The sequence below is a fragment of the Rhizobium sp. Leaf306 genome (assembly GCF_001423425.1).
GTDB lineage: Bacteria > Pseudomonadota > Alphaproteobacteria > Rhizobiales > Rhizobiaceae > Neorhizobium > Neorhizobium soli.
On sequence record NZ_LMNX01000003.1, the window covers coordinates 43139 to 67611 of the forward strand.

The following is a 24473-nucleotide window of genomic DNA, read 5'->3' on the forward strand; positions in this document are numbered from 1 at the left end:
TGAGTTGCCTGATAGTGTGTGCACCGGGTGGTTGGGCCGCTCCCATGGCCGCGTGGGTGCTTACAAGCCTGATGCTAATACCTTTGCTTCTTGTGATCTCGCCATACGCTGCCGTCTTACTGCTGTTATTGAACCGGTTTCGCGCAAAAAGGAAGAGGACGTTCGCAATAGCCGGGTTGCTCGCTGGACTTTTCGCCCTAGCGACGCTCATGTGGCTTGCGCCGACACTTTCGACTGAACTCCACCCCGGGCTGATGATAGTTGCCGCATCGTCGGGTGGAGCAGCGGGAGGTTTCCTCTACCGCCTTACGGCAACCGTACCGAGGCCAGCGACGTCGGCTTAGGGGTAAGGAGATTGCCTGCTTTGCGCCAAGAGCGGTCATTGCGTCTCATCACTGCACTGCGTAATCTGCGAAACGCGTACGGAAGTCATCGATATTGATCGACCCAAGAGGGGCTGGCAAAAGTCGTTTTGCCGCGGTTTGCGGCCGCACAAGAAGAGTGCGTTCGACGCAGTAATGCAGGAGGTTTTCGTGCGCGCGATCGCCATTATTATCGCCACAGTGGTGTCGATCTATGCTGGATCATCTGCTGCCGCTCCCGTGGAAATGACGGTCGACCGTCTCATCAGCATCTGTATGGCTTCCGACATCCAGGACGTGNTCGGGGCGCTTTCCGGCGTCATTCGCGAGCGTTTTCGTGCCGCGGTGGTGTCGATCTATGCTGGATCATCTGCTGCCGCTCCCGTGGAAATGACGGTCGACCGTCTCATCAGCATCTGTATGGCTTCCGACATCCAGGACGTGTCCGCCACGGGCGACGAGCTCGGATGGCAGCGCATGTCCGAGGCGGATACGTCGGAATGGCGTTCGGCGTTCCAGGGATACAATGGAGGATCGGTCGAGGTTGTCGGCTGGAAACGCGAACAGTCCGACAGCACGGATTCGCTGTCGTTCTGGATCGCCGTTGGGCCCAGTGGTCATCAGGCGTGCACATACTCCACGGATCACCCTGCGGGCCTTCTTGACGCGCTGAAAGCCCGGCTCGGTTCTCCGGACGATTTCGAGAAGATGGAGGAGATCGAAAGCACAACCGCCTTCTGGAATAAAGAAGGGATAGAGTACGCTTTCTCGCAGACAGGATCGTCCGCGATGATCCAGATCAGCAAGGGTCGATCATGGCTACGGTCACACGATTAACCTGCTAACTGTCGGGCAGGCTTCGGAAGTCGTGTCCTATAGGCATGGTGCCGCGATCCTCGACAACTCGGGACTTTGCTGCCGTTGCGCTACCTGCAGGTTCCGTCTAGCCTTTCGAAAGCAAGACAATCCTCTGAGGTCAAATCCATTGAACCCGATCGACGTTATAATCGACGTGATNGGTCGGACTGAGCCTATTCCTGCAGTTCCGCTAACAGTAACAGCCGCACGCGACGACAACGTTCGCAATGGCCAGAAGGCGTCTTCCGCTTCGCGCCAACAGCGGTCATTGCTCCCTTGCCGGATTCCCTTACCGTCGGAGCCGCGCCGTGAAGTTAAACGCGACGATCAGCCGAACGACCCAGGGTCACCCCGACCTTGGCTTTTGCGCGTTCTCGGTCGACATAGGCAAGGGCTTCGTTGGTGTCGGCGAAGGGTGGATTGCAGCCTTGCTGAAATTGGCAAGATGGCGGAGAACGCTGTCATGGGGTGGAACGTATGATTGGCCTTCTCGAAAACCGCTTGGTCCCCGTGACAGACACAATTGGTTTCCTCCAGTGTCCCGCAGAAGTCTTAAAATCAGCATTCTTGGATTGGCAGAGACCTCTACAGGAACCGCGCGGCACGCTCCTTCATGAGCAGCGCGTTGCCGGATCGTTGGAAGCCATACTACGGAGACTGCTTCCGTTGACGAGTGTTGAGGCTCGGCGCTTCTTGTTTATCCCCTTTGAAACCACCGCGTAGATTTCACCAACACCCTGGTCGGTGAGTGCGTAGCATCCGGAGGACGAGCAGGCACCATGGACCATGAGAGCCTCGCCCGTGTAGCCGAGAGCAGATTCAAGCCTGTTTGGATAAACGCGCGAACAGGGTTCAGAGTCCGGGAGATTGCAAAGTTGGAAGTCATGCCGCGGTTCTGCTGCCCTGGTGCAAGTGGAGTTAGCCCGCCCATTCTACCGATGGACGTTACCTCTCCGTTAAGCCTGTCTACACGATCCGGTGAGAACGCTTGAGTTCACCAATCCATCCCGATTCGGCGGCATCATAAGACCTCTAGGGGCTTTAGGTGCAAGAGCCGCGACGTTGATGTTTGGGAATTCGTCGCCAGCGAACAGCACGAAACGTTGATTATGCTTTTCCGGTATTCAACCAGATCGGATCCCGTCGGGGAGTCTTTCGGGCTCGCCATTAAGACCTGGTGATTTGCATTTCATTCACTGACAACAATCTCGGCACAGTCCTGAACCGTGCCGAGATACCTGGCGAATTTTAGTCGGCGCGCAGGGCCTGCGACACCATCTGGCTGTCAACATACTGCACCATGCTGGCGATCTTGCCACCACGGACCTCGTAGAGATGGGCAAAGCTCGCCGTCATGGACTTCCCGGTCCCTTTGTAGGTGCCGTGATAGATCCCGAAGGCGGCCACGCGGTCGCCGTCTTCCATGAACGTATGCACTTCAGCGCGATAGCCGATCCACTCAGTACCAAGTCGCCGAAAGACACCAGCGACAATGGCGTCCGGTCCGACATAGGTGCCGGCATAGGGAAAACCCTCGGCCTCCGTCCAGGTCGCATCGGCAGCAAGGGCCGCAAGCAGATTGCGGCCATTCTCTTCTGACGAGCCCTCATACGTGGCACGGATCAGATCGAGATTGGCACCCATGGCGATCAGCCCCACTTCATTTCGCCGGTCGCGACCCTGGAGCCGATGTCCAGCGCGACACCCATGCCAAGGCCCGGGAAGCGCGCTTCCATGGCAGCCTTGAGCGAAGCGGAGTCCTTCGCCTTGGCCAGCTCTTCCTCGAAAGCGAGCAGATAGGCCTTGGTGTGCTCGATGCCGCTGACATCGGTCTTGGCCTCGGGTGTCATATGACCGGCAACGACAATCGACGGTGCGCGTGCAGCCATCGCATCAAGGGTCTTCACCCATGCTGCCCGAAGCTCTGCGCTGGCGGTGTCCGCAGTCCACACATGAACACCGTTGAAAATCAAAACGCCACCGAAGACCGCATTCAGGGACGGCACGAAGAGATAGCGACGATTGGCCAGACCATCCGCATCAACGATCTCAATGATTTCGCCGTCCACTGTAAGCGTCTTTCCGTCAAAGGCCTCCGGCAGGACCACGTCGGCCAGGGTCTGCGGACCGTTGTCCTTGAGCTGGGGTCCCCAAGTTGCGAGCTTCTTTTCAACATTGCCGTTGATGGCAGACACGGTGGCCGTGGCGGCGATCACCTTGGCATCTGGAAATGCTGCCTTTATCGGGCCAAGACCAAAGTAATAGTCCGGATCGCTTTGGCTGACAAAGATCGTGGTCAGCGTCTTGCCGGTTGCCTTGATGGCCTCGGCGACAGCCTGGCCGTCAGAGAGCGTGAAGCCACCATCGATCAGGACAGCTTCGGTTACTCCAGAGATCAGAACGGGTGCGCGAAAGAAGCCGTTCTGACCAGCGGGGAAATGTTGCCAGGTGAGGCTTCCTGCGGCGTGGCCGAGGCCTGCGGAGGCAAAGACTGCGGCAGCGCCAGCGGCAACAGTGGTTTTCATGATGGTTCTCCTGGTGAACATGGGGTGTCTCCTATTTTGATGGGCGAGTGGAAGGGGCCGATGCCGCACCCTGAAGGGGCAGAATCGGCGAGCGTGGATGTCAGCGTCAGGGCTACAGTCCTTTGGCGCCTGCATTGGCAACGGTGCCGTCGTCGACCGGCATGCCACCGCTCGAACCGATCGCACCGATGACCTTGTTCTCCACGATGATCGGGAACCCGCCTTCAACGGGGAAGGAACCCGGCACGCCTAAGAGATTGCTTTGGCCATGCTTGAGGATCATGTCCCCGATCACCTTTGTCGGTGTCTTGATATCATTGGCGGCCTTTGCCTTGCCGATGGCCGCGTCGATTGTGCCGATACCGGCCTGATTGGAGCGTTCGAGATAGACGAGGTTGCTGCCCGAATCGACGATCGCAATCGTCATGTCCAGATTGAGCTTGCGCATTTCAGCGACGGCGGCTTCCGCGGCCCGTTTGGCCTGCTCGACCGTAATTGGAGCTCCGTAGGACGGAATGCTCTGTGCAAAGCGGGCAGTCGACATGGTCAGACCCAGAAGCGCCGAAGCAAGCAAGACAGGTGTAAAATTCCTGGGTGTCATCTGTCAGTCCTCTCTTATGGATTGGGGTGTGAACGGGTGGCCGCGACGGCAGATACACGCGGCCGAAGAAGCGTCGACAGCAAATCCGGATCGCCAAACAGGCCGCTCGCCCCAAGCGGGCGGCGAATTTCCCCGTCGTCCACGATAAGAGCCGGAACACCGTCCACCCGGAACTGGTCCTTGAGCGCACGCGCTGAGACAAGTCTCCGATGATTGGCTTCGAGCAGGCCTTCGTCCGATGCTCTCAAAAGAGCGGCGGCTGCGCCGAAACCGGCGTTCTTTAAAGTGTCGATGAGGACAAGGTTCTCGGTAACGTCGAGACCCCGGATATAGCGAGCCTCCTGGATTAGCCTAAGGGCATCCAACTCGGTTTCAGGCGCGGTCAGAGAAACGGCTGTCAGCGCCAGCGTGGCCGGCACGGAGTCGAGCATGCCACCATGTTTGCAAAGAACCTGTTCACGATACTCCTCGGTGAAGGTTCGGCCAGTAAGCGCTGCGATGCGCAGGTCGTTTGACCAGGCGAAGGCTGCAAACTGGGCATCCAGTTGCCGTGCACCACGACCGGAAAACAAACCCGTCGGCGTCATTTCAACCGCTATCTCCGGTCGCGATGACAGTTCTCTCTTGATACCGGAAGCGCCGTAGCACCATCCGCAGAGAGGGTCGAAAAGATAGGTGATGTGAACCTTGTCGCTCATGTCTTGCTCCTTGTGCAGCAAAAATGACATGGTCGCATTGAAACAAAAAGATCGGCAAAAATGACAGAATGTATGCTATAGGCTTACAATCGACAGGAGCCCTACATGCAGGAAATGGCCAACCTCAACCGCCTCGTCTATTTTGCCGCTGTCGTCGATGCGGGGTCCTTCACCAAGGCGGCTGAGCATCTCGGCATCACAAAAGCTGTCGTCAGCCAGCAGGTTGCCAGATTGGAAAAGGAGGTCGGCACCACGTTGTTGATGAGAACAACGCGCCGACTACAGCCAACCGAAGCGGGGCGGATATTCCATGCAAGGTGTGTTTCAATCCTGCGTGAGACTGAAGACGCATTCAGCGAATTGGCCGAAGCCAGGACCGATCCGAAGGGGCTTCTCAGGATCACCGCATCCTTTGATTATGGCACGTCCGTCGTGGTTCCGATTGTCGCGGCCTTCACTGCTCGCTACCCGGATTGCAAGGTCGAACTCAATCTCAGCGACAAGTCGGTCGATCTTATTGCCGACAACATGGATCTTGCCATCCGAGTGGGCTGGCTGGCGGATTCGAGCTTGCAAGCCCGACGGATCGGTTCGTTCAAGCAACTCCTGGTCGGGTCACCTCAGTTCGGCGATCGGATAGCACAGTTGCGAGATCCCAAGGATCTCCCGGCCCTACCGTTCGTCGCCAATGCCGCGCTGCGGGAGCCCCTGGAATGGACCTTCACCCATGACGATCGGGGAACTCGCATCGTGAGATTCCAGTCGGGTATCGCCATCAACACCACACCGGCGGTGATGGAGGCTGTACGGTATGGGGGTGGGATTTCAGTCCTGCCGGACTTTCTGACGATTGGAGAGATGTCGAGCGGGAGCCTGATCGCAGTTCTGCCAGCGTGGCATCTGCCGCCCGGCGGCATATACACGGTTTATCCGGCCGCCCGCTTCAGGCCCCCAAAAGTCACAGCCTTTGTCGACATGCTAGCCAGTGCCGTCAAAGGATAGAACTGTTCTAGCGAACTGTGCAGGGCACATCGAGCCGGCCGCCATCATCCAGCGAACCGAGATCAATCGAAAAGAAGCCGGTTGCCTCGATGAGCTTCTGCACCAGCTTTCGCCTGGCGGCATGCCCGCTTTCAGGCGCACGACGTGATGACTTTAACGTTCGGATTGAAGGCGCAAAGCGGTCGGAGCGGTGGCAACATTGCCATTTTGCCGATACTATGTGACCTCCGGTAGATTGGGCTGGGCGAGAATGAGAGATACAGCCGTTACGACACTCGTGATTATTGCAGCTATTGCCTGTGTAGGAAGTCTTACTGCATTCCTGATCGCACTTTTCCCCTGGAGCATTCTTTTGCTGGGAATACCGATTTTTGCCGTGGTGTGCATCTCCGTGGCCAAAGCCCGACAAAGATAAGGATGAAGGCAGCATCGGGTTACAGCGGGTCCTTGTCTGCGTGTGGCGCGAAGCGGAAGACGCCTTCTGGCCATTGCGAACGTTGTCGTCGCGTGCGGCTGTTACTGTTAGCGGAACTGCAGGAATAGGCTCAGTCCGACCNTGGCGCGAAGCGGAAGACGCCTTCTGGCCATTGCGAACGTTGTCGTCGCGTGCGGCTGTTACTGTTAGCGGAACTGCAGGAATAGGCTCAGTCCGACCAGGCTAAGAATAAGGATTCCTCCCAACAACACCATCCARTCCTTGCGATTCCGGCGCTCTATAGACCGCCATATCACGTCGATTATAACGTCGATCGGGTTCAATGGATTTGACCTCAGAGGATTGTCTTGCTTTCGAAAGGCTAGACGGAACCTGCAGGTAGCGCAACGGNTCACGTCGATTATAACGTCGATCGGGTTCAATGGATTTGACCTCAGAGGATTGTCTTGCTTTCGAAAGGCTAGACGGAACCTGCAGGTAGCGCAACGGGAGCAAAGCCCCGAGTTGTCGAGGATCGCGGGCACCATGCCTATAGGACACGACTTCCGAAGCCTGCCCGACAGTTAGCAGGTTAATCGTGTGACCGTAGCCATCATCGACCCTTGCTGATCTGGATCATCGCGGACGATCCTGTCTGCGAGAAAGCGTACTCTATCCCTTCCTTATTCCAGAAGGCGGTTGTGCTTTCGATCTCCTCCATCTTCTCGAAATCGTCCGGAGAACCGAGCCGGGCTTTCAGCGCGTCAAGAAGGCCCGCNCCTTATTCCAGAAGGCGGTTGTGCTTTCGATCTCCTCCATCTTCTCGAAATCGTCCGGAGAACCGAGCCGGGCTTTCAGCGCGTCAAGAAGGCCCGCAGGGTGATCCGTGGAGTATGTGCACGCCTGATGACCACTGGGCCCGACGGCGATCCAGAACGACAGCGAATCCGTGCTGTCGGACTGTTCGCGCTTCCAGCCGACCACCTCGACCGATCCTCCATTGTATCCCTGGAACGCCGAACGCCATTCCGACGTATCCGCCTCGGACATGCGCTGCCATCCGAGCTCGTCGCCATTGGCGGACACGTCCTGGATGTCGGAAGCCATACAGATGCTGATGAGACGGTCGACCGTCATTTCCACGGGAGCGGCAGCAGATGATCCAGCATAGATCGACACCACCGTGGCGATAATAATGGCGATCGCGCGCACGAAAACCTCCTGCATTACTGCGTCGAACGCACTCATCCCGTGCGGCCGCAAACCGCGGCAAAACGACTTTTGCCAGCCCCGCTTGGGTCGATCAAGATCGATGACTTCCGTACGCGTTTCGCAGATTACGCAGTGCAGTGATGAGACGCAATGACCGCTCTTGGCGCAAAGCGGCAGTCGCCTGTCGGACCAACGCAGACTACGGATGTCCGTTGGACTTAATCTCTCCTTTCTGAGCCAACAAAATCGATAAATGCTCTCAGCGGCGCGGGCATGAACCTGCGGGAGAAATACAGGCTGGGACCGTCGAAGGTCGTCCACCATTCCGGCAGAACTGGTTCGAGGTCGCCAGAGGCGAAGTGTGGCTGTAACCAGTTTTCGAACGTATAGATCAGGCCACGGCTGGATCGGGCGAAATCAATTGCGGCGGCGGCGGCATCCACCCCCACGACCAGCCGTCCCTGTGGATCGACCGTGAGTGCTTCGCCCTCCCTTTCGAACTCCCACAGCACGTAAGCCCCGCTGGAGAATCGAAGTCGGATGCACTCGTGCTCAAGCACATCGCTTGGATGCTGAGGCCTTCTTCGGCCTGCAAGATACGATGGACTTGCGGCGAGTGCGCACCGCTGCGTGCGCGGACCCAACGGTACGGCTATCATGTCTTGAGCGAGATGCTCGCCATAGCGGATGCCTGCGTCACATCCGGCGGCGACGGCGTCCACAAGTCTATCCTCGACCACGAACTCCATGCGCACGGCAGGATGCACTTCAAGGAAGCGGCCAACGAGCGGCGGCAGGATATCTACCATGACTGCTCCCGTCACGTTGAGCTTCAGCAGGCCGCGCACTTCGCGCTCAGAACTTGCAGCATCTTTCATGGCAGCACGAGCTTCAGAATAAAGCGGCAAAAGACGTTCCGCCAGCGAGCGGCCTGCATCCGTTGGTGAAACGCTCCGCGTAGTCCTTGTCAGCAACGGGACGCCAACCTGCCGCTCCAGGCGCTTCACGCGTTCGCTGACCGAAGACGGCGACAGCCCAAGCCGCTGCGCGGTTTTCCGGAAGCCGCCGGTGTCGCAGATGTCGAGAAACACTGCCAGGTCATCAAAGCCGGATATGTCTTCATTGTTCGCCATGACGATCAGTATATGCACTGATCGGGTGGTTTTCGAAAGCCATTTCAGCATCTATCTGTTCGTCAGTCGGGCAGCTTCCGCCGATAACAAAGGAAAACATGATGCACAAGAGAACAGTGTTGATCACAGGTGCGAACAAAAGCATCGGATTCGAAACCGCGCGCCAGCTCGGACACAAGGGCTACAGCGTATGGCTTGGAAGCCGGGATGCCGCACGCGGCGAAGAGGCTTTACGCTTGCTGTCTGCGGAAGGCGTTGAGGCGAGGTCTATTGTCATTGACGTGACTGACGAGGCATCGGTGAGGCAGGCGGCTGATCGCGTGGAGACAGAAGATGGCAAGCTGGACGTCCTCATCAACAATGCTGGCATTCCCGGCCAGATGGTCCCACCCTCTCAGCAGTCCATCAATGACATCCGCCACATTTACGAGACCAACGTCTTCGCACCTATCCTGGTGACCCAGGCTTTTCTCCCCCTTCTCAAGAAGGCGGGGAACGCAACCGTCGTCATGGTCAGCAGCGGCCTTGGTTCCCTCGGCTGGCTCTCGGACCCGGACAATCAGTTCTTCGGCGTCAATTTCCTCGGCTACAACAGCTCCAAAACGGCTCTCAACGCCATAACCGTGGCTCTTGCCAAGGAACTCGCGGCCTCCGGCGTGAAAGTGAACGCGGCCGATCCAGGCTACACAGCAACCGACTTCAACGGTCATTCCGGCTACAGAACGGTAGAACAAGCTGCAAACGGCATCGTGTGGCTTGCGACCCTGGATGAGAAAGGACCGACAGGCGGCTTCTACTTCGACGGGGCGGTGGTGCCCTGGTGAGCTTACACAAAGTCTCAACATGACCGCTTTCGGCGCGCAGGTGACATGACACTGTCATAGGGGCATGACCGCTTTCGAGTACCTTCGGGGCTAGGCCTCAATGTCCGACATGAAGGCGCATAGCGGAAATGATTTCCGTAAAGGGGCCGGAAGCGGATTGTCCGATGTTGGGGTGTCGAAGGCGAGAGTGGCCATCAAAGCATCTGGTGCCATTGTCTGAGCTCGGCCCAGAGCGGACGCCGTTGACTTGGCTTATGATACGCCAATATCATGCTTCATGACTGATCTTTCGACCAAACTGCTGGATGAACTGAGTGTCGACGAGGCTGCGCGACCCAAAGCCCCGCCGGTGCCCGAGGCAACAGACATACACCGTCGCCAAGGCCGACAACTAGGCGCAATTCACAGCCATCATCTGAGGGAAATGGGTCAAGTCGGCGCGATCCTCGCCAGGATCGAAGCGCAAGACGCTCCACCTGAGCACCTAAAGCAGCTCGTTCTTTCACTCGATATGGCTGAGAATTTTCGAGCGTTCGGATCGATTTGCGGCCGCGAATGCCAAGTGCTCAAGTTCCACCACGACATTGAAAGCGCGGACATGTTTCCCCGGATTGAGGCAGCGAGTGCTGGCAAGTTTCGCGAGATTGTGGCGAAGCTAAAGGCGGAGCACGAGGTCGTCCATGAGTTGATCATCCGCCTGAGTCGTGCGGCAGATGCATTGGCGGAAGTCCCCTCGGAGGCACATTTCATTCAGGCCGGCAACACATTCCGAAAACTTGAAGAGATCGTACGCTCCCATTTCGGCTATGAGGAAACCGAATTGGAGGAAGCTATCGGGTATTACCTCGGATCGATCTGACGCCGCCCTTCAGTGAGACTCCTCTGAGCGTTGAAGTGCTGAAATGATAGATTTTTCAAAGAAAGGTGTCGTTAACGAGACAGCCAGCTCTCCGATCCGAGCAATCAGTTCTTCGGCGTCAAAATCCTCGGCTACAACAGCTCAAAACGGCTCTCAACGCCATAACCGTGGCTTTTGCCAAGGAACTTGCGGCCTCCGGCGTGAAAGTGAATGCGGCATATCCCGGCTACACCGCCACCGACTTCGACGGTCATTCCGGCTACAGAACGTTTGAACAGGCTGCAAACAGCATCGTGTCGCTTGCGACGCTGGATGAGAACGGACCAACAGGCGGCTTCTACTTCGACGGCGCGGAGGTGCCCTGTTAAGCTTGCACAGCGCCTCACCATGACCCCACCTGGCGCAAGGCGGCGCACAAGGCCGTGACCGGGCCAAAGCAGACTCAACCCACCCTATATTTCCGTGACGTCACGTTCGTTCGAGGCATCGTACTTTCGAATATCGCCCCGCATCCGAAACTGCCAGCGGCTAACGAACGCCAGGGTCTCGGCGGCATCAAGGTGAGCGCTGAGCGCGGATTGATCTGACCAACGCTCCGATATGAGCAAGCGTCCGACCTGCGGGTCGGCCACCGCGACGTCATAGGAAATGTTGCCGGCACGCTGTCGTGTTGCAGACGCAAGCACATCCAGATCGCGGAGAAATTGTGCCAACTCAAGATGATCGACATACATGTGCCCTGTTACGATAAGCATGATGACATTCTGTCCGATTGGCCCTGGAAAGCGCTCCATGTTCGCGCCGCCGACCGCATCGACCACAAGGTCCACGTCTTGTATGAGCGCCTCAGCGGAAGTCTTAGTGTAGTCGATGAACTGATCCGCGCCCAAGTCGCGCAGACGGAATTGGGCGCACAGGAGACACGAGACCGCTGTGGAGGCATGTCCGCTTTCGGGGACCCAAGGTGATGACCTCGACGTCTGAAACGACGGCGCAAAGCTGCTAAGGCGAAGATGCGCGTCCCCGACCTGCACGAAGCGGCGGAGTTTCTTAGCTGAGTAATGCTCTGGTAGTTCTAAGAGCATTCGAGGATATCGACACTTCGATAACTGACGGCGTTCCCGATCTCGGTGTGGCCAAGCAAGATCTGGTTCGCGCCAAAGTGCGCGCTGCCTTATCGATTATAGCGGCGTTTCCTCGCGAGACAGAATGCGCGCCATATTTTTCTCGACGTAGCCAAATTGCCGTCACCATTCATCGACCAGCCTGGCCTATCACCGAGTGCTGAGTTGATCGGCACAGTCAATTCGACTGGGAAGTCATAGTCATCGACAGTTTCTCCCCTTCGCTGAACTGGGTGTACTTCGAAGCAATCGCGAAAGCGATGCATAGATCTGACGGTGATCCAGGATAGTCGATCAAGATCCAGACGGGCCGGAGGCGTTGATATAGAATCACCGTGCCGTCATTTCTTACTGTCCGAGCCACTGGTACTCGGCGATGGACGCCTTGCCGGATTTCTTGTCATACAGGCAGATAAGGTTAAGCGCCTTGTTCGACTTGCCGCTCTTCTCACGAAGAAGAATCGCAATTTTGCCCACTGCATCGTCGAAGACTACCGGCGCGGTGGCTTCGGGAGACACCATTCGCGATTGGCCGATGCAGGTGCCATTTGCCTTGGCGAACACGGCATTCCATGCGCTGTCGCTGGACGCGCTGGCGACTTGGATGAAAGCAAGCACGCCAACCGAGGCGGCTAATGTTGTCTTGAACAAATTAAAACTCCTTATGTCATTCAGACTCACGCCTCGGCGTAGCGTCGGTGAATGCGAAAAAGCATGGCAGGATCACGACCGCTGCTTGGACGAACATCCCGGCATCTGCGAACTCTTCATTCAGAAGAAGAACCAACCATGCCGATGATCTCAATTCCACACAGCAAAGCTTCCGCCGAAGTCTTTGAACGAATCGAGCGTGGACGACGAACTGCACGGACCGATGTCGTTGACCCGCGAACATAGCTGGCCAACATGGATAATAAGCGCCAATCCCCGATGGCGTGACGGACGCCGATCCGAAGACAGGACGAGCCGACGCCAAAGGTCCCATTCCGGCTCCTCAAGCAGCTGATCTCAGTTCCACAGATGCATGAGCGCAGCTGATATACGAACACAAACGAGCTCTTGGAACGGCAGCTTCGCAATCACCGATGGGATGGCCGCTCAATTCTTAACTCCGTTCACGCGGCCAGCGAATTACGCGAGATCACTCAGGACGTGAAAGAAAGCCGGACAACGTGGAAGTGCCCGGCCATGCGGTTCGCGCCCGTAATCCGCTCTTTCTCCGATCAGCGCGCCTGCGACACCTGGTCGGCGGTGACCGTCCCCTTACGTCCGCTGAAGTGCTCGACGACATAATTCGCCAGTGAGGCCACATCTTCGTCAGAATATATTTTTGCAAACGAAGGCATAGTCTTTCCGGGAGCTGCCTCGTGGTCGGAAGAGCCCTGAAGAACTACCCTCACCACGTTGCTGGCCGTTGGATCGCTGAGGGCGTGACCGCCGAGGATCGCGGCTCGCGGATTGAACTGTCCTTCGCCATTCCATCCGTGGCAGCTCGCGCAGGCTCCGGCGTAGATTTGCTTACCTGGTTGAGTGTCGGCGGAAGCCTCTGTCGATCCCGCTGTCAGTTCATCTTCCTTACGCCGGATGGCCTTGTGATCGGGTTCTCCCGTTACCGCCGGAACCGTTCGGAGATACGCGACGATGGCGTCGATATCGGATTTGGGCAGCTTGCTGAGGCTGAGATCGATGGCCTCGCGCATCGGTCCCGCGGCTACGCCGCGGTCTTTGGCGTGCCCCGCAGAAAGCATGTCCGCGATCTGCTCGTCGCTCCAGTCGCCAAGTCCGTATTCCTTGTCGGAAGTGATGTTCCAGGCCTTCCAGCCGTCCACGTCACCTCCGGATAGAGCGAGACCCTGCTTCCTTTGAAACATGAGGCCGCGCGGCGTGTGACATTCGCCGCAATGGGCCAAGGCTTCGACGAGATACGCGCCGTCGTTCCAAGTCTTGTCTTTGTCGGGATCGGATTTGAAGGGTGCCCGAGGCATGAAGAGTAGTTTCCATCCACGCATCAGCGGCCTCTGGTTGAACGGAAATGCCAGAGCGTTCTCCGGCGCGGGCTCCGACACCGCAGCGAGCGTAGTCAGGTATGCCCGGACGGCGAGGATGTCGTCGGTCGAGAGGAGCGCATACGAGGTATACGGGAACGCGGGATAGAGATCCTCACCATGTCTGCCGACACCGGAACGCATGGCCCTGACGAACTCGGCATCGCTCCAGTCCCCGATCCCGTTCGTCTTGTCGGGCGTGATGTTAGGAGAGTAAATCGTTCCGAACGGAAGCTTGAAGGCCAGTCCACCAGCGAAAGGCTTGCCGTCTTTTGTTGTGTGACAGGCGGCACAGTCCGCCGCGACAGTCAGATACTCGCCTCGGGCGACGAGTTCGGCTCCTGTCGGCTGGGCCTTGCTCGCCTGGACGTCCGGAAGTCCATGAGGCCAGAAGAAGAAGCAGGCCGCGCCGATAAGGCCGACGACCGCGATTGTACAGATCCCGATGATGTATTTCCGCCAGCGTCCCATAGCCCTGCCTTTCGTTCTCAACGCGGCGTTTCGCTCGCACTCTAGATGCGCCCGCCACCGCTTCGCCAAGCCGGCGACCCCCTCGTTCTTTCGAACTCGGGAATGCCCGGCGCGTAATATCGAGAGGACGGGATTCTCCGGGTGCTGGATTGCACAATCCCGCACCCGCGGTGCGTAAATCCCTGAATTGATGCTTCACATAAGTGGCGCCGCCTTGGTGCCGCGAAGGGGAGCGATCCCTGCTCTGTCTGGGAGGGGAGCCAGGAGCAGGGATCGCAGAGTCGCAGCCACGGCGGATGGACTACGACTGGAGGGCGGTGACCGCACCTTCGCGGTCAGGCTGGTCGATGGGAGGAGGAGGTCGACCGTGTTGCCTTGCCTGGATGTATAAGGCCTTAACTACTTCCTGTTTTCTTGCAAAATTCGATTTTGTGGGAAGATTTTTTGTACGATCCGTCACTGTATTTGAGACCGAAAAGAAACGCCGACCCTAAGGATCGGCGTCTCTTTTTACTAGCGGGTTGAGTGGTGGTCAGGCCACGATCTTCATTTCGAATCCGACCACCGGACGCGGCTTGTAACGTGATCGAAGCAGGACAAAGAACACGGGCGTTAAGAACAGGCCGAAGAACGTCACTCCCAGCATTCCCGAAAACACCGCGGTTCCCAGCGATTGACGTAGTTCCGCACCCGGGCCCTCGGCGATCATTAGGGGTACCACGCCAAGGATGAACGCGAACGCGGTCATGAGGATGGGGCGCAGCCGCAGCTTGCTCGCCGTGACGGCAGCCTCGACGGCCGGGGCACCCTCGTCTTGGGCCTGCCTGGCGAACTCCACGATCAGGATGGCGTTTTTCGCGGCGAGACCGATCAGGACGATCAACCCGATCTGAACAAGGATGTTATTGTCCATGCCACGCAAATGCACGCCGATGAGCGCGGCGAGGATTGCCAACGGCACGATGAGGATGATCGCCAACGGCAAGGTCCAGCTTTCGTACTGCGCGGACAAGGCCAGGAAGACGAAGACCACCGACAGAATGAAGATGTAGGTCGCCGTGTTCCCTGTGTTCCGTTCCTGATAGGACAGCTCTGTCCAGTCGAAGCTCGTTCCGGGTGGCAGCACTTTGGCGGCTACCTGCTCCATCGCCTCCAGTGCGCTCCCCGTGGAGACGCCGGGTGCCGCGCTCCCCTGGATGGGAACTGACACGTACATGTTGTATCGCTGTACGAGCGAAGGACCTGTCGTATCCTTGATGTCCACCAGAGTGCCCATGGGAACAAGTGCTCCCGTTGCCGATCGCACCTTGAGCGCCAGGATGTCGTCCTTCTCCATGCGATGGCTCTGCTCCGCTTGCGCCCGTACTTGATACACGCGGCCGTAGGCGTTGAAGTCGTTCACATACGAGGTACCGAGATTGATGGACAGAGCCTCGAAGACATTCGGGATGGGTACGTTAAGCGAGCGGGCCTTGTCCCGGTCGACATCGAGGAAGTACTGCGGGCTCGAAGCGCTGAAGGTCGTGAAGACGCCAGTCAGCCCCTTTGTCTTGTTGGCCGCGCCCATGATTTCATATGCCAGCGGCAGGATCCGTTTCATGTCGGAGTTGTCGAGGTCCTTGATCTGCATCTTGAAGCCGCCCGAGTTTCCTACACCACGGACGGGAGGCGGAGGAATGGCGATGATGAACGCTTCTTCGATCGACTGCAGGTTGGCATAGAGCTGGCCGATGAGCTTCTCCGCCGACTGCCCCTGCTTGAGGCGCGTTTCGAACGGGTCGAAGGTGGCAAAGATCAGTCCTTGGTTCGACGCGTTGGTGAACGTCGCTCCGCTAAGACCTGCGAACGAGGCCGTATGCGCGATGCCTGGCATCTTGTTCATGATCGCCGATGCGCGCTTTACGACATCGTCTGTGCGGCTTAGGGAAGCGCCGTCCGGCAGCTGGACCACCACGAGCGCGTATTCCTGGTCCATTGTCGGAATGAATCCCCGCGGCACGATCTGTGTCATGTAGAAGGTGCCGCCGAGCAGCGCGATGAAAGCCACGACGGAAATCGCCAGGGCGAGTCTGGTGGTAACCATTCTGCGGACGATCCAGGAATATCCCTCGCTGAGTCGATCAAAGCCGCCATTGAACTTCTCGGCTGCCCACTGACCAGACCGGGCCAGGATGCCCGTGGGTTTGCCATGCTCGTGGGGGCGCAGCACGATGGCGGCCAGAGCGGGCGAAAGCGTAAGCGAGTTAAGGGCGGAGATCGCCGTCGCGACGGAGATCGTGACCGCGAACTGCCTGTAGAACTGCCCGGTGATTCCAGGGATGAAGGCCGTCGGGATAAAGACGGCGATGAGCACCAGGGAAATAGCCACGACCGCGGTTCCGACTTCGTCCATAGTCACGTGAGCCGCCTGGCGCGGTGTCAGGCCGTTCCTGAGGTTTCGTTCGACGTTTTCGACCACGACGATCGCGTCGTCCACGACGATGCCGATCGCGAGAACCAGCCCGAAGAGCGAAAGCATGTTGAGCGAGAGGCCGAACGCCAGAAGGAACGCGAGCGTGCCGATGAGCGACACCGGGATCGCAACGATGGGTATGAGCGCCGTGCGCCATGACTGCAGGAAGACCAGCACCACGACGGCGACGAGTACCGCGGCTTCGAAGATGGTCTTGTAGACTTCGTCGATCGATTCCGAAATGAACTTGGTCGGGTCGTAGACGATCCTGTACTCGAGGCCGGGCGGGAAACTCTTGGCTTCGGACTCCATAATCCTCCTGACCGCCGCCGCCGCTTCGAGGGCGTTCGTCCCCGGACGGGCAAAGATACCGAGGCCGACAGCAGGGATGCCGTCCAGGTAGCTGTTCGTGACGTAGTTCTTCGCACCCAGTTCTATGCGGGCGACATCCTGGAGCTGAACGAGGCGACCGCTGTCCGTCGACTTGACGATGACATAGCGGAACTGGCGGGCGTCGCTGAAACGGCCTTCGGTCCTCACCGTGTATTCGAACGCGTTCGTACCTGCCGCCGGCGGGCTGCCGATCGAGCCGCCTGAGACCTGGACGTTCTGGTCGCGTAATGCCTGCACCACGTCACCGGATGTCATTCCGTAACCGGAGAGCTTCTCGGGATCGAGCCAGATACGAAGAGAGTACTCGCGTTCGCCGAACAGGGTGACGTCCCCTACCCCTTCGAGCCTTACGAGCTGGTCGCGGATGCGGTTGTGGCCGTAGTTCGAGATGTAGAGCTGATCATAGCGGCTGTCCGGCGAAAGCAGGTGGACGACCATCATGATGTCCGGCGAACTCTTCACGGTCGTCACACCGAGACGACGGACGTCCTCGGGAAGGCGAGGCTCGGCGATCGCGACGCGGTTCTGGACGAGGACCTGCGCCTTGTCGAGGTCCGTTCCGAGCTTGAAAGTCACGGTGATCGACATCACGCCGTCCGCGCTCGAGTAGGACGACATGTAGAGCATGTCCTCGACGCCGTTGATCTCCTGCTCGATCGGGGTCGCGACGGTGTCCGCGATAGTTTGCGAATCCGCGCCGGGGTAGGACGTGCGCACCACGATCGTAGGTGGGGCAATCTCCGGATACTGAGCTACGGGCAGATTGAAGTAGGCGATCCCGCCGACGATCAACAGCAATATTGAAAGTACCGAGGCGAAAATCGGTCGCGTGATGAAAAAGTGCGAAAATCTCATTGGACCGCTCCCGCTACAAGGGCTTCCTGCGGAAGCTGTGTCATCTTGGGCGTTACCTTCTGGCCGGGGCGTGCCCGCATCAGGCCGTTGACGACGACCGTCTCGTCGCCTTTGAGGCCTTCGCGTATTACCCGGTAACCGTAGAGCTTCGGCCCCGTACGAACGGCCTTCGTGGTGACAGTTCCATCGGGACCGACGACGTAGACGACCCTTTGATTCTGGTCGGCCGAAAGCGCTTCATCCGGCACCAAAATCGCGGTGTAGGATTTCGACGCGCCGACCTCGATCCTGCCGAACAAGCCAGGCTGGAGCACGAGATCGGGGTTCGGGAACCGGGCCCGCACGCGCATGGTGCCGGACTGGCTGTCCACCTTGTTCTCCGAGAAGTTCAGCTTGCCGTGAAAGGGTTTCGACGAGCCGTCCGCGATCGTCGCGGTGACGTTGAGACCGCCACCCCCTTCCTGAAGGGACTGTCCGTTCTCGCGTGCGAGCGCCGCATATGAGAGCAACCTGCGTTCATCGACGTCGAAATAGAAATCGATCGGATCCAGCGACACTATCGTCGTCAGCTCGGTCTGGTCGGCTTGGACGAGGTTCCCCGGAGAAATCATGTGCCTGTCGATCCGCCCGCTCAACGGGGCGGTGATCTGAGTGTAGTCCAGGTCCAGTTGAGCACGGTCCGCGCTCGCCTTAGCGCCGCGGACATTGGCCTGCGCCGATAACCACTCGCGCCGGCGGTCGTCCAGCACCGAAATCGACTGGCTGCCGTTGGCGGACAGCGCCTCCGCGCGGTGGAACTGGGCCCCGGCATAAGTCAGGGTGGATTTCGCAACCTCAAGCGCCGAAGTCGCCTGTTCGAGTGCGGTCTTGAATGGCCTCTGGTCGATCACGAACAATGGGTCTCCGCTCTTGACGAGGGAGCCGTCCGTGAACTGAACCTTATCGAGATATCCTCCGACCCTGGCGCGGACGAGGACCTCCTCCACTGCCTGGAACCTTCCGATGAAGTCGTCTTGCTCCGTGACGTCGCGGACGAGTGGCTTGGCGACGGTAACCGGCGGTGGCGCAGCCATGTCCTGACCCAGGGTAGCCGTCGCGGAACAGAATGTGGCCAACGTCGCGAAGATGGCTGACTGCACATGCTTCCGGGAGCGGGCGGGTAGGTTGGGTTTCATGGTCAGAGCCTTGTCTCTCGAGGTAATCCCAGGGAGACATCATGTCCGCGGCAGCTGTACGGCGATTGTAACTTACGGCCTTCGCGACGCCGGGGCCACCCGCTTTTGGACAATCCTACCTTCTCGAACCACCCCCGCGCCCACATTGTCATTTAATACAATAATGCCCCGACCGACGCCCATAGCCTTCGCTTATCGACGCCTCGAGAAAGGATATAAGCGATGAGAGACAGCTATCAGCCCGGGCAGGTCAACTACGGCACGAGCCCCTTGATCCTTTTCATCCTCTGCCTGATGGTCGGCATGCTCGGGTATCTCGTAGCCTTTGGCGAGACGTTGAGGGCAAGCCCGATGGCTCGCGTCTACATCGCCGACATGCCCGAACTCTACGGCAAGCCCGTTGCCAAGCGCTGACTCAACTCGTCACGGGCAACCTCATACAAAGGAGAGGTCCTTTCGCGGCGGCCAATGGAGAATTTCCCAGCTGCAGTTGGCCTGCGCAGTTGCAAGACGCCGGATCTGGCGCCGCGCGGTTTTGGTGCGCCACAATGACTTCGCTTGAGAACGGAAGATCAGATCACCGGGGCCGAACCGTGGAACCTGACTAGGCTTGCCGGACATCTTTTTAGCGATCTGGATCATTGACCAGTATCGGGCAATGATTTCCGGTTTCGCAAGTATAGACTTTATGCCGCAATGAAACTGTCGCGCGATGGCTCGTACGCAAAACTGCGATTTTTCTCATAAGAATGGCTATTAGGTGCCGCAGCGATCTCCGTGCCGCAAAAGCCCTCCTCCCGCCGCAACAAGCGCTTCATCTGCCGTAGGCACGTTGCGTCGAGGCCGTATTTCGACGCCTGCCGGGGTTGGCGCGACTGTATTCGACAATCCTCCGGCACAGCCTTCGTTATTTCAATCTAGGAGGGCCATCGCAGATCCGCGACGCTTACGGTCCATGTCATATTCGCGCTCTCGCAGCGCGCTTTCGAGGAGAACATCTATGAAAGTCACCTATCACGTCGGCCAACATGATGGCGGTTACGCGTACCGCCTCGACAACGTCTGGTCCGAGCCATTCGCGACACACCAACAGGCCCTCAAGGAGGCCAAGGCCGCGGCGGAGCGCCAGCATCTCGAGGGTCGCGACGCCGAGATCACCTACCAGGCCGCGGACGGTAACTGGCGAACCGAACACGCTCGGGGCGGCGACAGGCCGGAGACCGAGGTGGTGGACGACGACTAGGCTAGCGCCTCAGATAAATGGCCGTTGCGCTCGACCCAGCGGGCATTTCCGTGGTCGGTCCCCTTAGATCAGCTAGGTGCCAGTCAGACCTCGAGCATTCACTCCGCGAACGCCGCGGCTCCGGCCTTGGCGACCGCTTCGTCTTGGCCCTTGGTGCCACCACTTACACCGATCGCGCCAACGACCTTGCCATTCACCTTGAGCGGAATGCCACCCTGCATGACCACGTAACCCGACGACAGGAGAGCTGCCCGGCCTCCGTCTGCCGCGTCTTCCAGGTTGCCAGTGCTCTGCCAGAACGCGGCGGCCGTCTCGGCCTTGCCCCTCGCGACCTCCGCGCTCGCCGGGAACGCTCCGTCCATGCGCTCGGCAGCGACCATCGCGCCCGAATTATCGACCACGAAGATGCTCGCGGGCGGCCCCTTTTCCGCTTCCACCACAGCGGCCGAAATTATCCTGCGCGCGGTGGCGGCATCAAGATCGACAGTCGATTGAGCTTGAGCCTGCGCCGCCCAGTTTACTAGCAGACCAAGCGCACCCAGGAGAACGGCACGACTACGCTGCGGCTCGGACCGGACGGTTGAGGAATGGCTGCCTACGGATGCTTTCATCGGAAACTCCATTTTCGTTGCGAGGCGCGAAAAGCCTCGAAGGCGCGCCAACGTAATTCTTCCAACGGACGCGTTCTTGTAATTTCGGATCACGACTTTACGAGCCTTGCCGAGAAAGCCGCCGCCCCCATCAAACGGCTTTTGAACTGACGACTATGCGCCCTGAGCCGCCGCCACAGGCAGCTCCTGTTGTTCTTCAACCGACAACGGGAGTACGATCTCGAAGCTCGCGCCGCCTTCATCGTGGCTTCGGGCGGTCAACGAGCCGCCGTGGGCTTCGACAATCGTTTTACAGATCGCGAGCCCCATACCCATTCCGTCTTGTTTAGTCGTGAAGAAGGGACTGAAAAGCTTCGCCAGGCTTTCGGGCGCGATCCCGGTGCCATGGTCCCGGACTTGCATCCTCACCATATCGGGTTCGCCGGCGGAAATCGATATGCTTAGGTCGCGCTGGTTCAGGGGAATTTCTCCCATGGCCTGCAAGCCGTTGGTGACTAGGTTTGCGATCACCTGCTGCATCTCGACCCTGTCGGCCAGCACCATAGGAGCATCCAGCGCGAACTCGGTCGTCACCCTAACTGATGCGGACATCAGTTCGCGGTCCAGTAGACCGATTACGTCGGTCACAATATTTCCGAGGTCGACGCTTTCAAGCCTCCTCCTGGTGCCCCGCACCTGCTCCCGCGTCCGCTGGATGATCTCGCTCGCCCGCATGCTGTGCTTGATCGCGCGCTCTGCCGCCGTCGAGGCTGCCTTGATATCCGGCGGGTTAGCCTGAAGCCAACGCATGCAGGCCTGGGCGCTCATGACCACGGCGCCGATCGGCTGGTTCACCTCATGGGCGATAGAGGCGGAAATCGCACCTACCGTCGCGACCCTGCCAACCCTGGCTAGCTCGCTCTGCGCCGCCATAAGCGCTTCCTGGGCCTGCTCGCGCTGCGTCACGTCGATCATCGCGCAAGCGACACGGTCGAAGGCGTCCTTGTCCTCCGGGAAAGCGATGACGAAGATGACGATGACCTCATTGCCAGGGCTGCGAAGAAGGCGCGCCTCCATCTCCACGCGATCTTCCCCCGAGCACATGCCGAGTATGATCGCCTCGACCAGCCCGCTTTGCGGTGGAAGGAAGCGGTCTATCGAGCCGAGGACGTCCCGCTCGCTCTCTCGGCCGAGTAGCAAAACGGTAGCGTCGTTGACGTCCACGAACCGCACGAATCTCGAACACTGATCCACGAACTCCGGCGAAGCACTGAGATGCGCTCGCAGTTTTGCCGGAGGATACGCCCGTACCGCCTCCAGCCGCTTCCACAGAAGGGAAAGGTCGACCTCGCAGAGCGAAACGTGGTTCTGCTCGAAGATGGAACGGTACCTTATCTCGCTTTGGGCTAGCGCTCCGAGAGCCTTCCGTCTGGCGCTTGCATCGAATGCGATAAGGCTCACCCCCCCTGTGAGCGCGAGATAGAAGCCGACTGCGACAAGTCCGCTATATTGGGAAAGGGCCTGCGATACCACCGGGGTCAGCGCCCCGCCGATGATGCCGCCGATATTGAAAGCGACCGACGTCCCCGAATAACGGATCCGGGTGGGAAACAGGCCGGGCAGCCACGCGCCGAGAGGTCCGTTCACGAAGCCCATCACCCAGAGCGAGAAAGCGAGGTAGAGGAAGATGACTACCAGCGATCCGCTTCCCAGCATCGGAGCGAGCACGACGCCCGAGATAATGGTGCCGACGCATCCGAAAATCAGGATGCGCTCGGGATCGATCCGATCGGATAGCCAGCTCGCCACCACGATACCAGCAGCCATGAAGAGGATCGCGCCCAGCTCCACCATCAGGAACGATGATCGGGTATAGCCTAGCTCCGAGGTGCCGTATCCAAGGGCGAACGCTGTCACGACGTAGTAAAGCGAGAAGCATGCGACGACGCCGAACGAGCCGGATATGACCTGGTCCATATGCAGGCGGAAAATGTCTAGCAGGGGTACTCGAGAAGGCTTCGACTTGCTTAGGGCTGCGTGGAAGTCCCTTGTCTCGACGAGGTTGAAGCGGATCCAGATACCCATCCAAACCAAAGGCGCGCTCAGGAGGAACGGCACCCGCCATCCCCAGTCGGCAAACTGCTCCGGCGACAGGGTCAGTGTCAGGACAAGGAAGAGGCTGTTGGCCAATGCGAAGCCTATCGGCGCGCCGAGCGGAGCGAACATCGCGTATCGCGCTCGCCATCCCTTGGGTGCGTTTTCTAGCGCGAGGAGCGCCGCCCCGGTCCATTCGCCACCGAGCGCCAGTCCCTGGCCAAACCTCAGCAGGCATAGAAGAGCCGGAGCGAGCCAGCCAGCGACGGCGTAGGTCGGCAGCAGTCCGATAGCCGCCGTCGAGGCTCCCATCAGCAGCAACGAGGCCACAAGGGTTGCCTTGCGCCCAACCCGGTCGCCGAAGTGGCCGAAAACCGCACCGCCGAGTGGTCGGGCTATGAAGGCGATACCGAAGCTGGCGTAGGCTCCTATCAACTCCATCGAGGTCATGGACGCGGGAAAGAAAAGGGGCCCGAACACCAGGCTGGCGGCGGTCGCGTAAATATAGAAATCGTAGAATTCGACAGACGTGCCGACCAAACTCGACATGAGGATACGGAACGTCATTCCGCTCGGCAGCGGTTCGTCGCCGACGTAGGTATCGGGCTGGGCTCTGACGTTCATGGATTTGGATCCCGGGGTTTGTCTTTTTTCTCGGCCCTCCCAAACCTACAGAACTTTACAATAATGTAAGGGGATCAGAACCTATCCTTATGGCCAGGTCGAGCTTTGCGCCCGCGCGTAGTAGCTATTCCCGGGTAAAGATGCGCAGACACCATCTTAACGTCGATAACGTGCGACGTTTCCAATCGACTATTGTGAGGTCCTTGCCGATGTCGGCTGCTTTAGGTAATCGGGCGCATGACGCCTCTGCTGCCAGAGGCGATACGCCACTGGTCGTCGTCGTGGACGACGACGACGGAATGCGCGACGGCGTGATAGACGTCTTGAGCTCGGTCGGCATCGATGCGCTCGGTTTCTCCTCCACGACGGAACTACTCGCTGAGCCTCTGCCCGACCGCCCGGGCTGCCTGATCCTCGACGTTCGACTGCCCGGCCTGAGCGGTCTCGACCTGCAGACAAAACTGAACGGCATGGGCAACAAGCTCCCGATCGTGTTCATGACCGGATATGCCGACGTCCCTATGAGCGTACGCGCAATGAAGGCCGGAGCGACGGACTTCTTGACGAAGCCTTTCAGGGATCAGGAGATGCTCGACGCTGTTTCCGTGGCAATCGAGCGGGACAGGTCGCGGCGTCTCGAGCTACTCGCGGCGAATGAAGCGGTCACGGCAGCTTCCTCGCTTACCCCGCGCGAACATGAAGTGATGGATGCTGTCGTCAAAGGCCTGCTCAACAAACAGGTTGCCCATCTCCTCGAAATTTCTGAAGTGACCGTGAAAATCCATCGCGGCAACGTCATGCGGAAGATGAACGTCACGTCGTTTGCCGACCTGGTTCGCAAAGCCGAAATCCTCAAGGCGTTGGCCTGAGAAACTCGCAAGATTGAACGGGTATTCGTCACGAACGGTTGAAGCCCTG

The 24473-nt window shown here is 58.8% G+C and carries 19 protein-coding genes and 1 pseudogene; 7 read left to right on the top strand and 13 right to left on the bottom strand.

The window, feature by feature from the left end:
- Positions 1-2468: 2468 nt before the first annotated feature.
- From ASG19_RS13755 to ASG19_RS13770, 4 genes are all read right to left on the bottom strand, one after another.
- Positions 2469-2864 carry a nuclear transport factor 2 family protein gene (locus ASG19_RS13755; protein WP_062460338.1) on the bottom strand — a complete coding sequence of 132 codons (396 nt, stop codon included), beginning with the start codon at positions 2862-2864 and terminating at the stop codon, positions 2469-2471.
- Between the two features lie 5 nt (positions 2865-2869).
- Positions 2870-3766, bottom strand: a complete 897-nt coding sequence (locus ASG19_RS13760; protein WP_200933902.1) for an MBL fold metallo-hydrolase — start codon at positions 3764-3766, stop codon at positions 2870-2872.
- A gap of 91 nt (positions 3767-3857) precedes the next feature.
- Positions 3858-4346 (bottom strand): heme-binding protein, encoded by a 489-nt coding sequence (locus tag ASG19_RS13765; RefSeq protein ID WP_062458244.1) that lies wholly within the window; start codon positions 4344-4346, stop codon positions 3858-3860.
- A 14-nt stretch (positions 4347-4360) separates the two neighbouring features.
- Positions 4361-5044 (bottom strand): DsbA family protein, encoded by a 684-nt coding sequence (locus ASG19_RS13770; RefSeq protein WP_062458247.1) that lies wholly within the window; start codon positions 5042-5044, stop codon positions 4361-4363.
- Positions 5045-5149: 105 nt separating this feature from the next.
- On the opposite strand from ASG19_RS13770, the gene ASG19_RS13775 reads away from it, so the two are divergent.
- A complete protein-coding gene (locus ASG19_RS13775; protein ID WP_062458250.1) occupies positions 5150-6046 on the top strand; it encodes a LysR family transcriptional regulator in 897 nt (298 codons plus the stop codon).
- Between the two features lie 1845 nt (positions 6047-7891).
- On the opposite strand, the gene ASG19_RS13790 is transcribed toward ASG19_RS13775, so the two are convergent.
- Positions 7892-8857, bottom strand: coding sequence for a LysR family transcriptional regulator (locus ASG19_RS13790; RefSeq protein WP_348271491.1), 966 nt, complete (start codon positions 8855-8857; stop codon positions 7892-7894).
- Between the two features lie 47 nt (positions 8858-8904).
- On the opposite strand from ASG19_RS13790, the gene ASG19_RS13795 reads away from it, so the two are divergent.
- The 3 genes from ASG19_RS13795 (at position 8905) to ASG19_RS13805 (ending at position 10857) form a co-directional block, all read left to right on the top strand.
- Positions 8905-9630 (top strand): SDR family oxidoreductase, encoded by a 726-nt coding sequence (locus ASG19_RS13795; RefSeq protein WP_200933903.1) that lies wholly within the window; start codon positions 8905-8907, stop codon positions 9628-9630.
- 277 nt (positions 9631-9907) lie between these two features.
- Entirely contained in the window at positions 9908-10489 is a 582-nt protein-coding gene (locus tag ASG19_RS13800) for a hemerythrin domain-containing protein (RefSeq protein ID WP_062458262.1), read from the top strand.
- Between the two features lie 167 nt (positions 10490-10656).
- Entirely contained in the window at positions 10657-10857 is a 201-nt protein-coding gene (locus tag ASG19_RS13805; RefSeq protein WP_348271492.1) for a hypothetical protein, read from the top strand.
- A gap of 84 nt (positions 10858-10941) precedes the next feature.
- Here ASG19_RS13805 and ASG19_RS13810 read toward each other — a convergent pair whose 3' ends face one another.
- The 6 genes and pseudogenes from ASG19_RS13810 to ASG19_RS13830 all read right to left on the bottom strand — a co-directional run bounded on the left by ASG19_RS13810 (position 10942) and on the right by ASG19_RS13830 (position 18902).
- Positions 10942-11283 (bottom strand): antibiotic biosynthesis monooxygenase, encoded by a 342-nt coding sequence (locus ASG19_RS13810; protein ID WP_244476217.1) that lies wholly within the window; start codon positions 11281-11283, stop codon positions 10942-10944.
- Positions 11272-11388: pseudogene (locus ASG19_RS23925) on the bottom strand (zinc-binding dehydrogenase); the annotation flags it as partial. The pseudogene ASG19_RS23925 and the gene ASG19_RS13810, both read right to left, overlap by 12 nt.
- Before the next feature lie 573 nt (positions 11389-11961).
- Complete coding sequence (locus ASG19_RS13815) at positions 11962-12264, bottom strand: hypothetical protein (RefSeq protein WP_062458265.1); 303 nt, start codon at positions 12262-12264, stop codon at positions 11962-11964.
- A 572-nt stretch (positions 12265-12836) separates the two neighbouring features.
- On the bottom strand, positions 12837-14129 hold the full coding sequence (locus ASG19_RS13820) for a c-type cytochrome (protein ID WP_062458268.1): 1293 nt from the start codon (positions 14127-14129) through the stop codon (positions 12837-12839).
- A 532-nt stretch (positions 14130-14661) separates the two neighbouring features.
- Entirely contained in the window at positions 14662-17829 is a 3168-nt protein-coding gene (locus ASG19_RS13825; protein WP_062458271.1) for a multidrug efflux RND transporter permease subunit, read from the bottom strand.
- Positions 17826-18902: an efflux RND transporter periplasmic adaptor subunit gene (locus tag ASG19_RS13830; RefSeq protein WP_200933904.1), complete on the bottom strand. Its 1077-nt coding sequence runs from the start codon at positions 18900-18902 to the stop codon at positions 17826-17828. Before ASG19_RS13830 ends, ASG19_RS13825 begins: the two co-directional genes overlap by 4 nt.
- A 324-nt stretch (positions 18903-19226) precedes the next feature.
- Between ASG19_RS13830 and ASG19_RS13835 the strand changes: the two genes are divergently transcribed.
- Both ASG19_RS13835 and ASG19_RS13845 read left to right on the top strand, forming a co-directional pair.
- Complete coding sequence (locus ASG19_RS13835) at positions 19227-19418, top strand: hypothetical protein (RefSeq protein WP_062458276.1); 192 nt, start codon at positions 19227-19229, stop codon at positions 19416-19418.
- Positions 19419-20004: 586 nt separating this feature from the next.
- Positions 20005-20247 carry a DUF2188 domain-containing protein gene (locus ASG19_RS13845; RefSeq protein WP_062458282.1) on the top strand — a complete coding sequence of 81 codons (243 nt, stop codon included), beginning with the start codon at positions 20005-20007 and terminating at the stop codon, positions 20245-20247.
- A 98-nt stretch (positions 20248-20345) separates the two neighbouring features.
- Here the strand turns inward: ASG19_RS13845 and ASG19_RS13850 are convergent, their stop codons facing one another.
- Together ASG19_RS13850 and ASG19_RS13855 are read right to left on the bottom strand one after the other, a co-directional pair.
- Positions 20346-20858 carry a heme-binding protein gene (locus ASG19_RS13850; protein ID WP_082476415.1) on the bottom strand — a complete coding sequence of 171 codons (513 nt, stop codon included), beginning with the start codon at positions 20856-20858 and terminating at the stop codon, positions 20346-20348.
- Positions 20859-21011: 153 nt separating this feature from the next.
- The gene (locus ASG19_RS13855) at positions 21012-23555 is read right to left on the bottom strand and encodes an MFS transporter (RefSeq protein ID WP_244476172.1); all 2544 of its coding nucleotides are present in this window, start codon (positions 23553-23555) and stop codon (positions 21012-21014) included.
- Positions 23556-23764: 209 nt separating this feature from the next.
- Here ASG19_RS13855 and ASG19_RS13860 point away from each other — a divergent pair, with 209 nt between their 5' ends.
- Positions 23765-24424, top strand: a complete 660-nt coding sequence (locus ASG19_RS13860) for a response regulator (protein WP_062458286.1) — start codon at positions 23765-23767, stop codon at positions 24422-24424.
- Positions 24425-24473 lie beyond the last annotated feature (49 nt).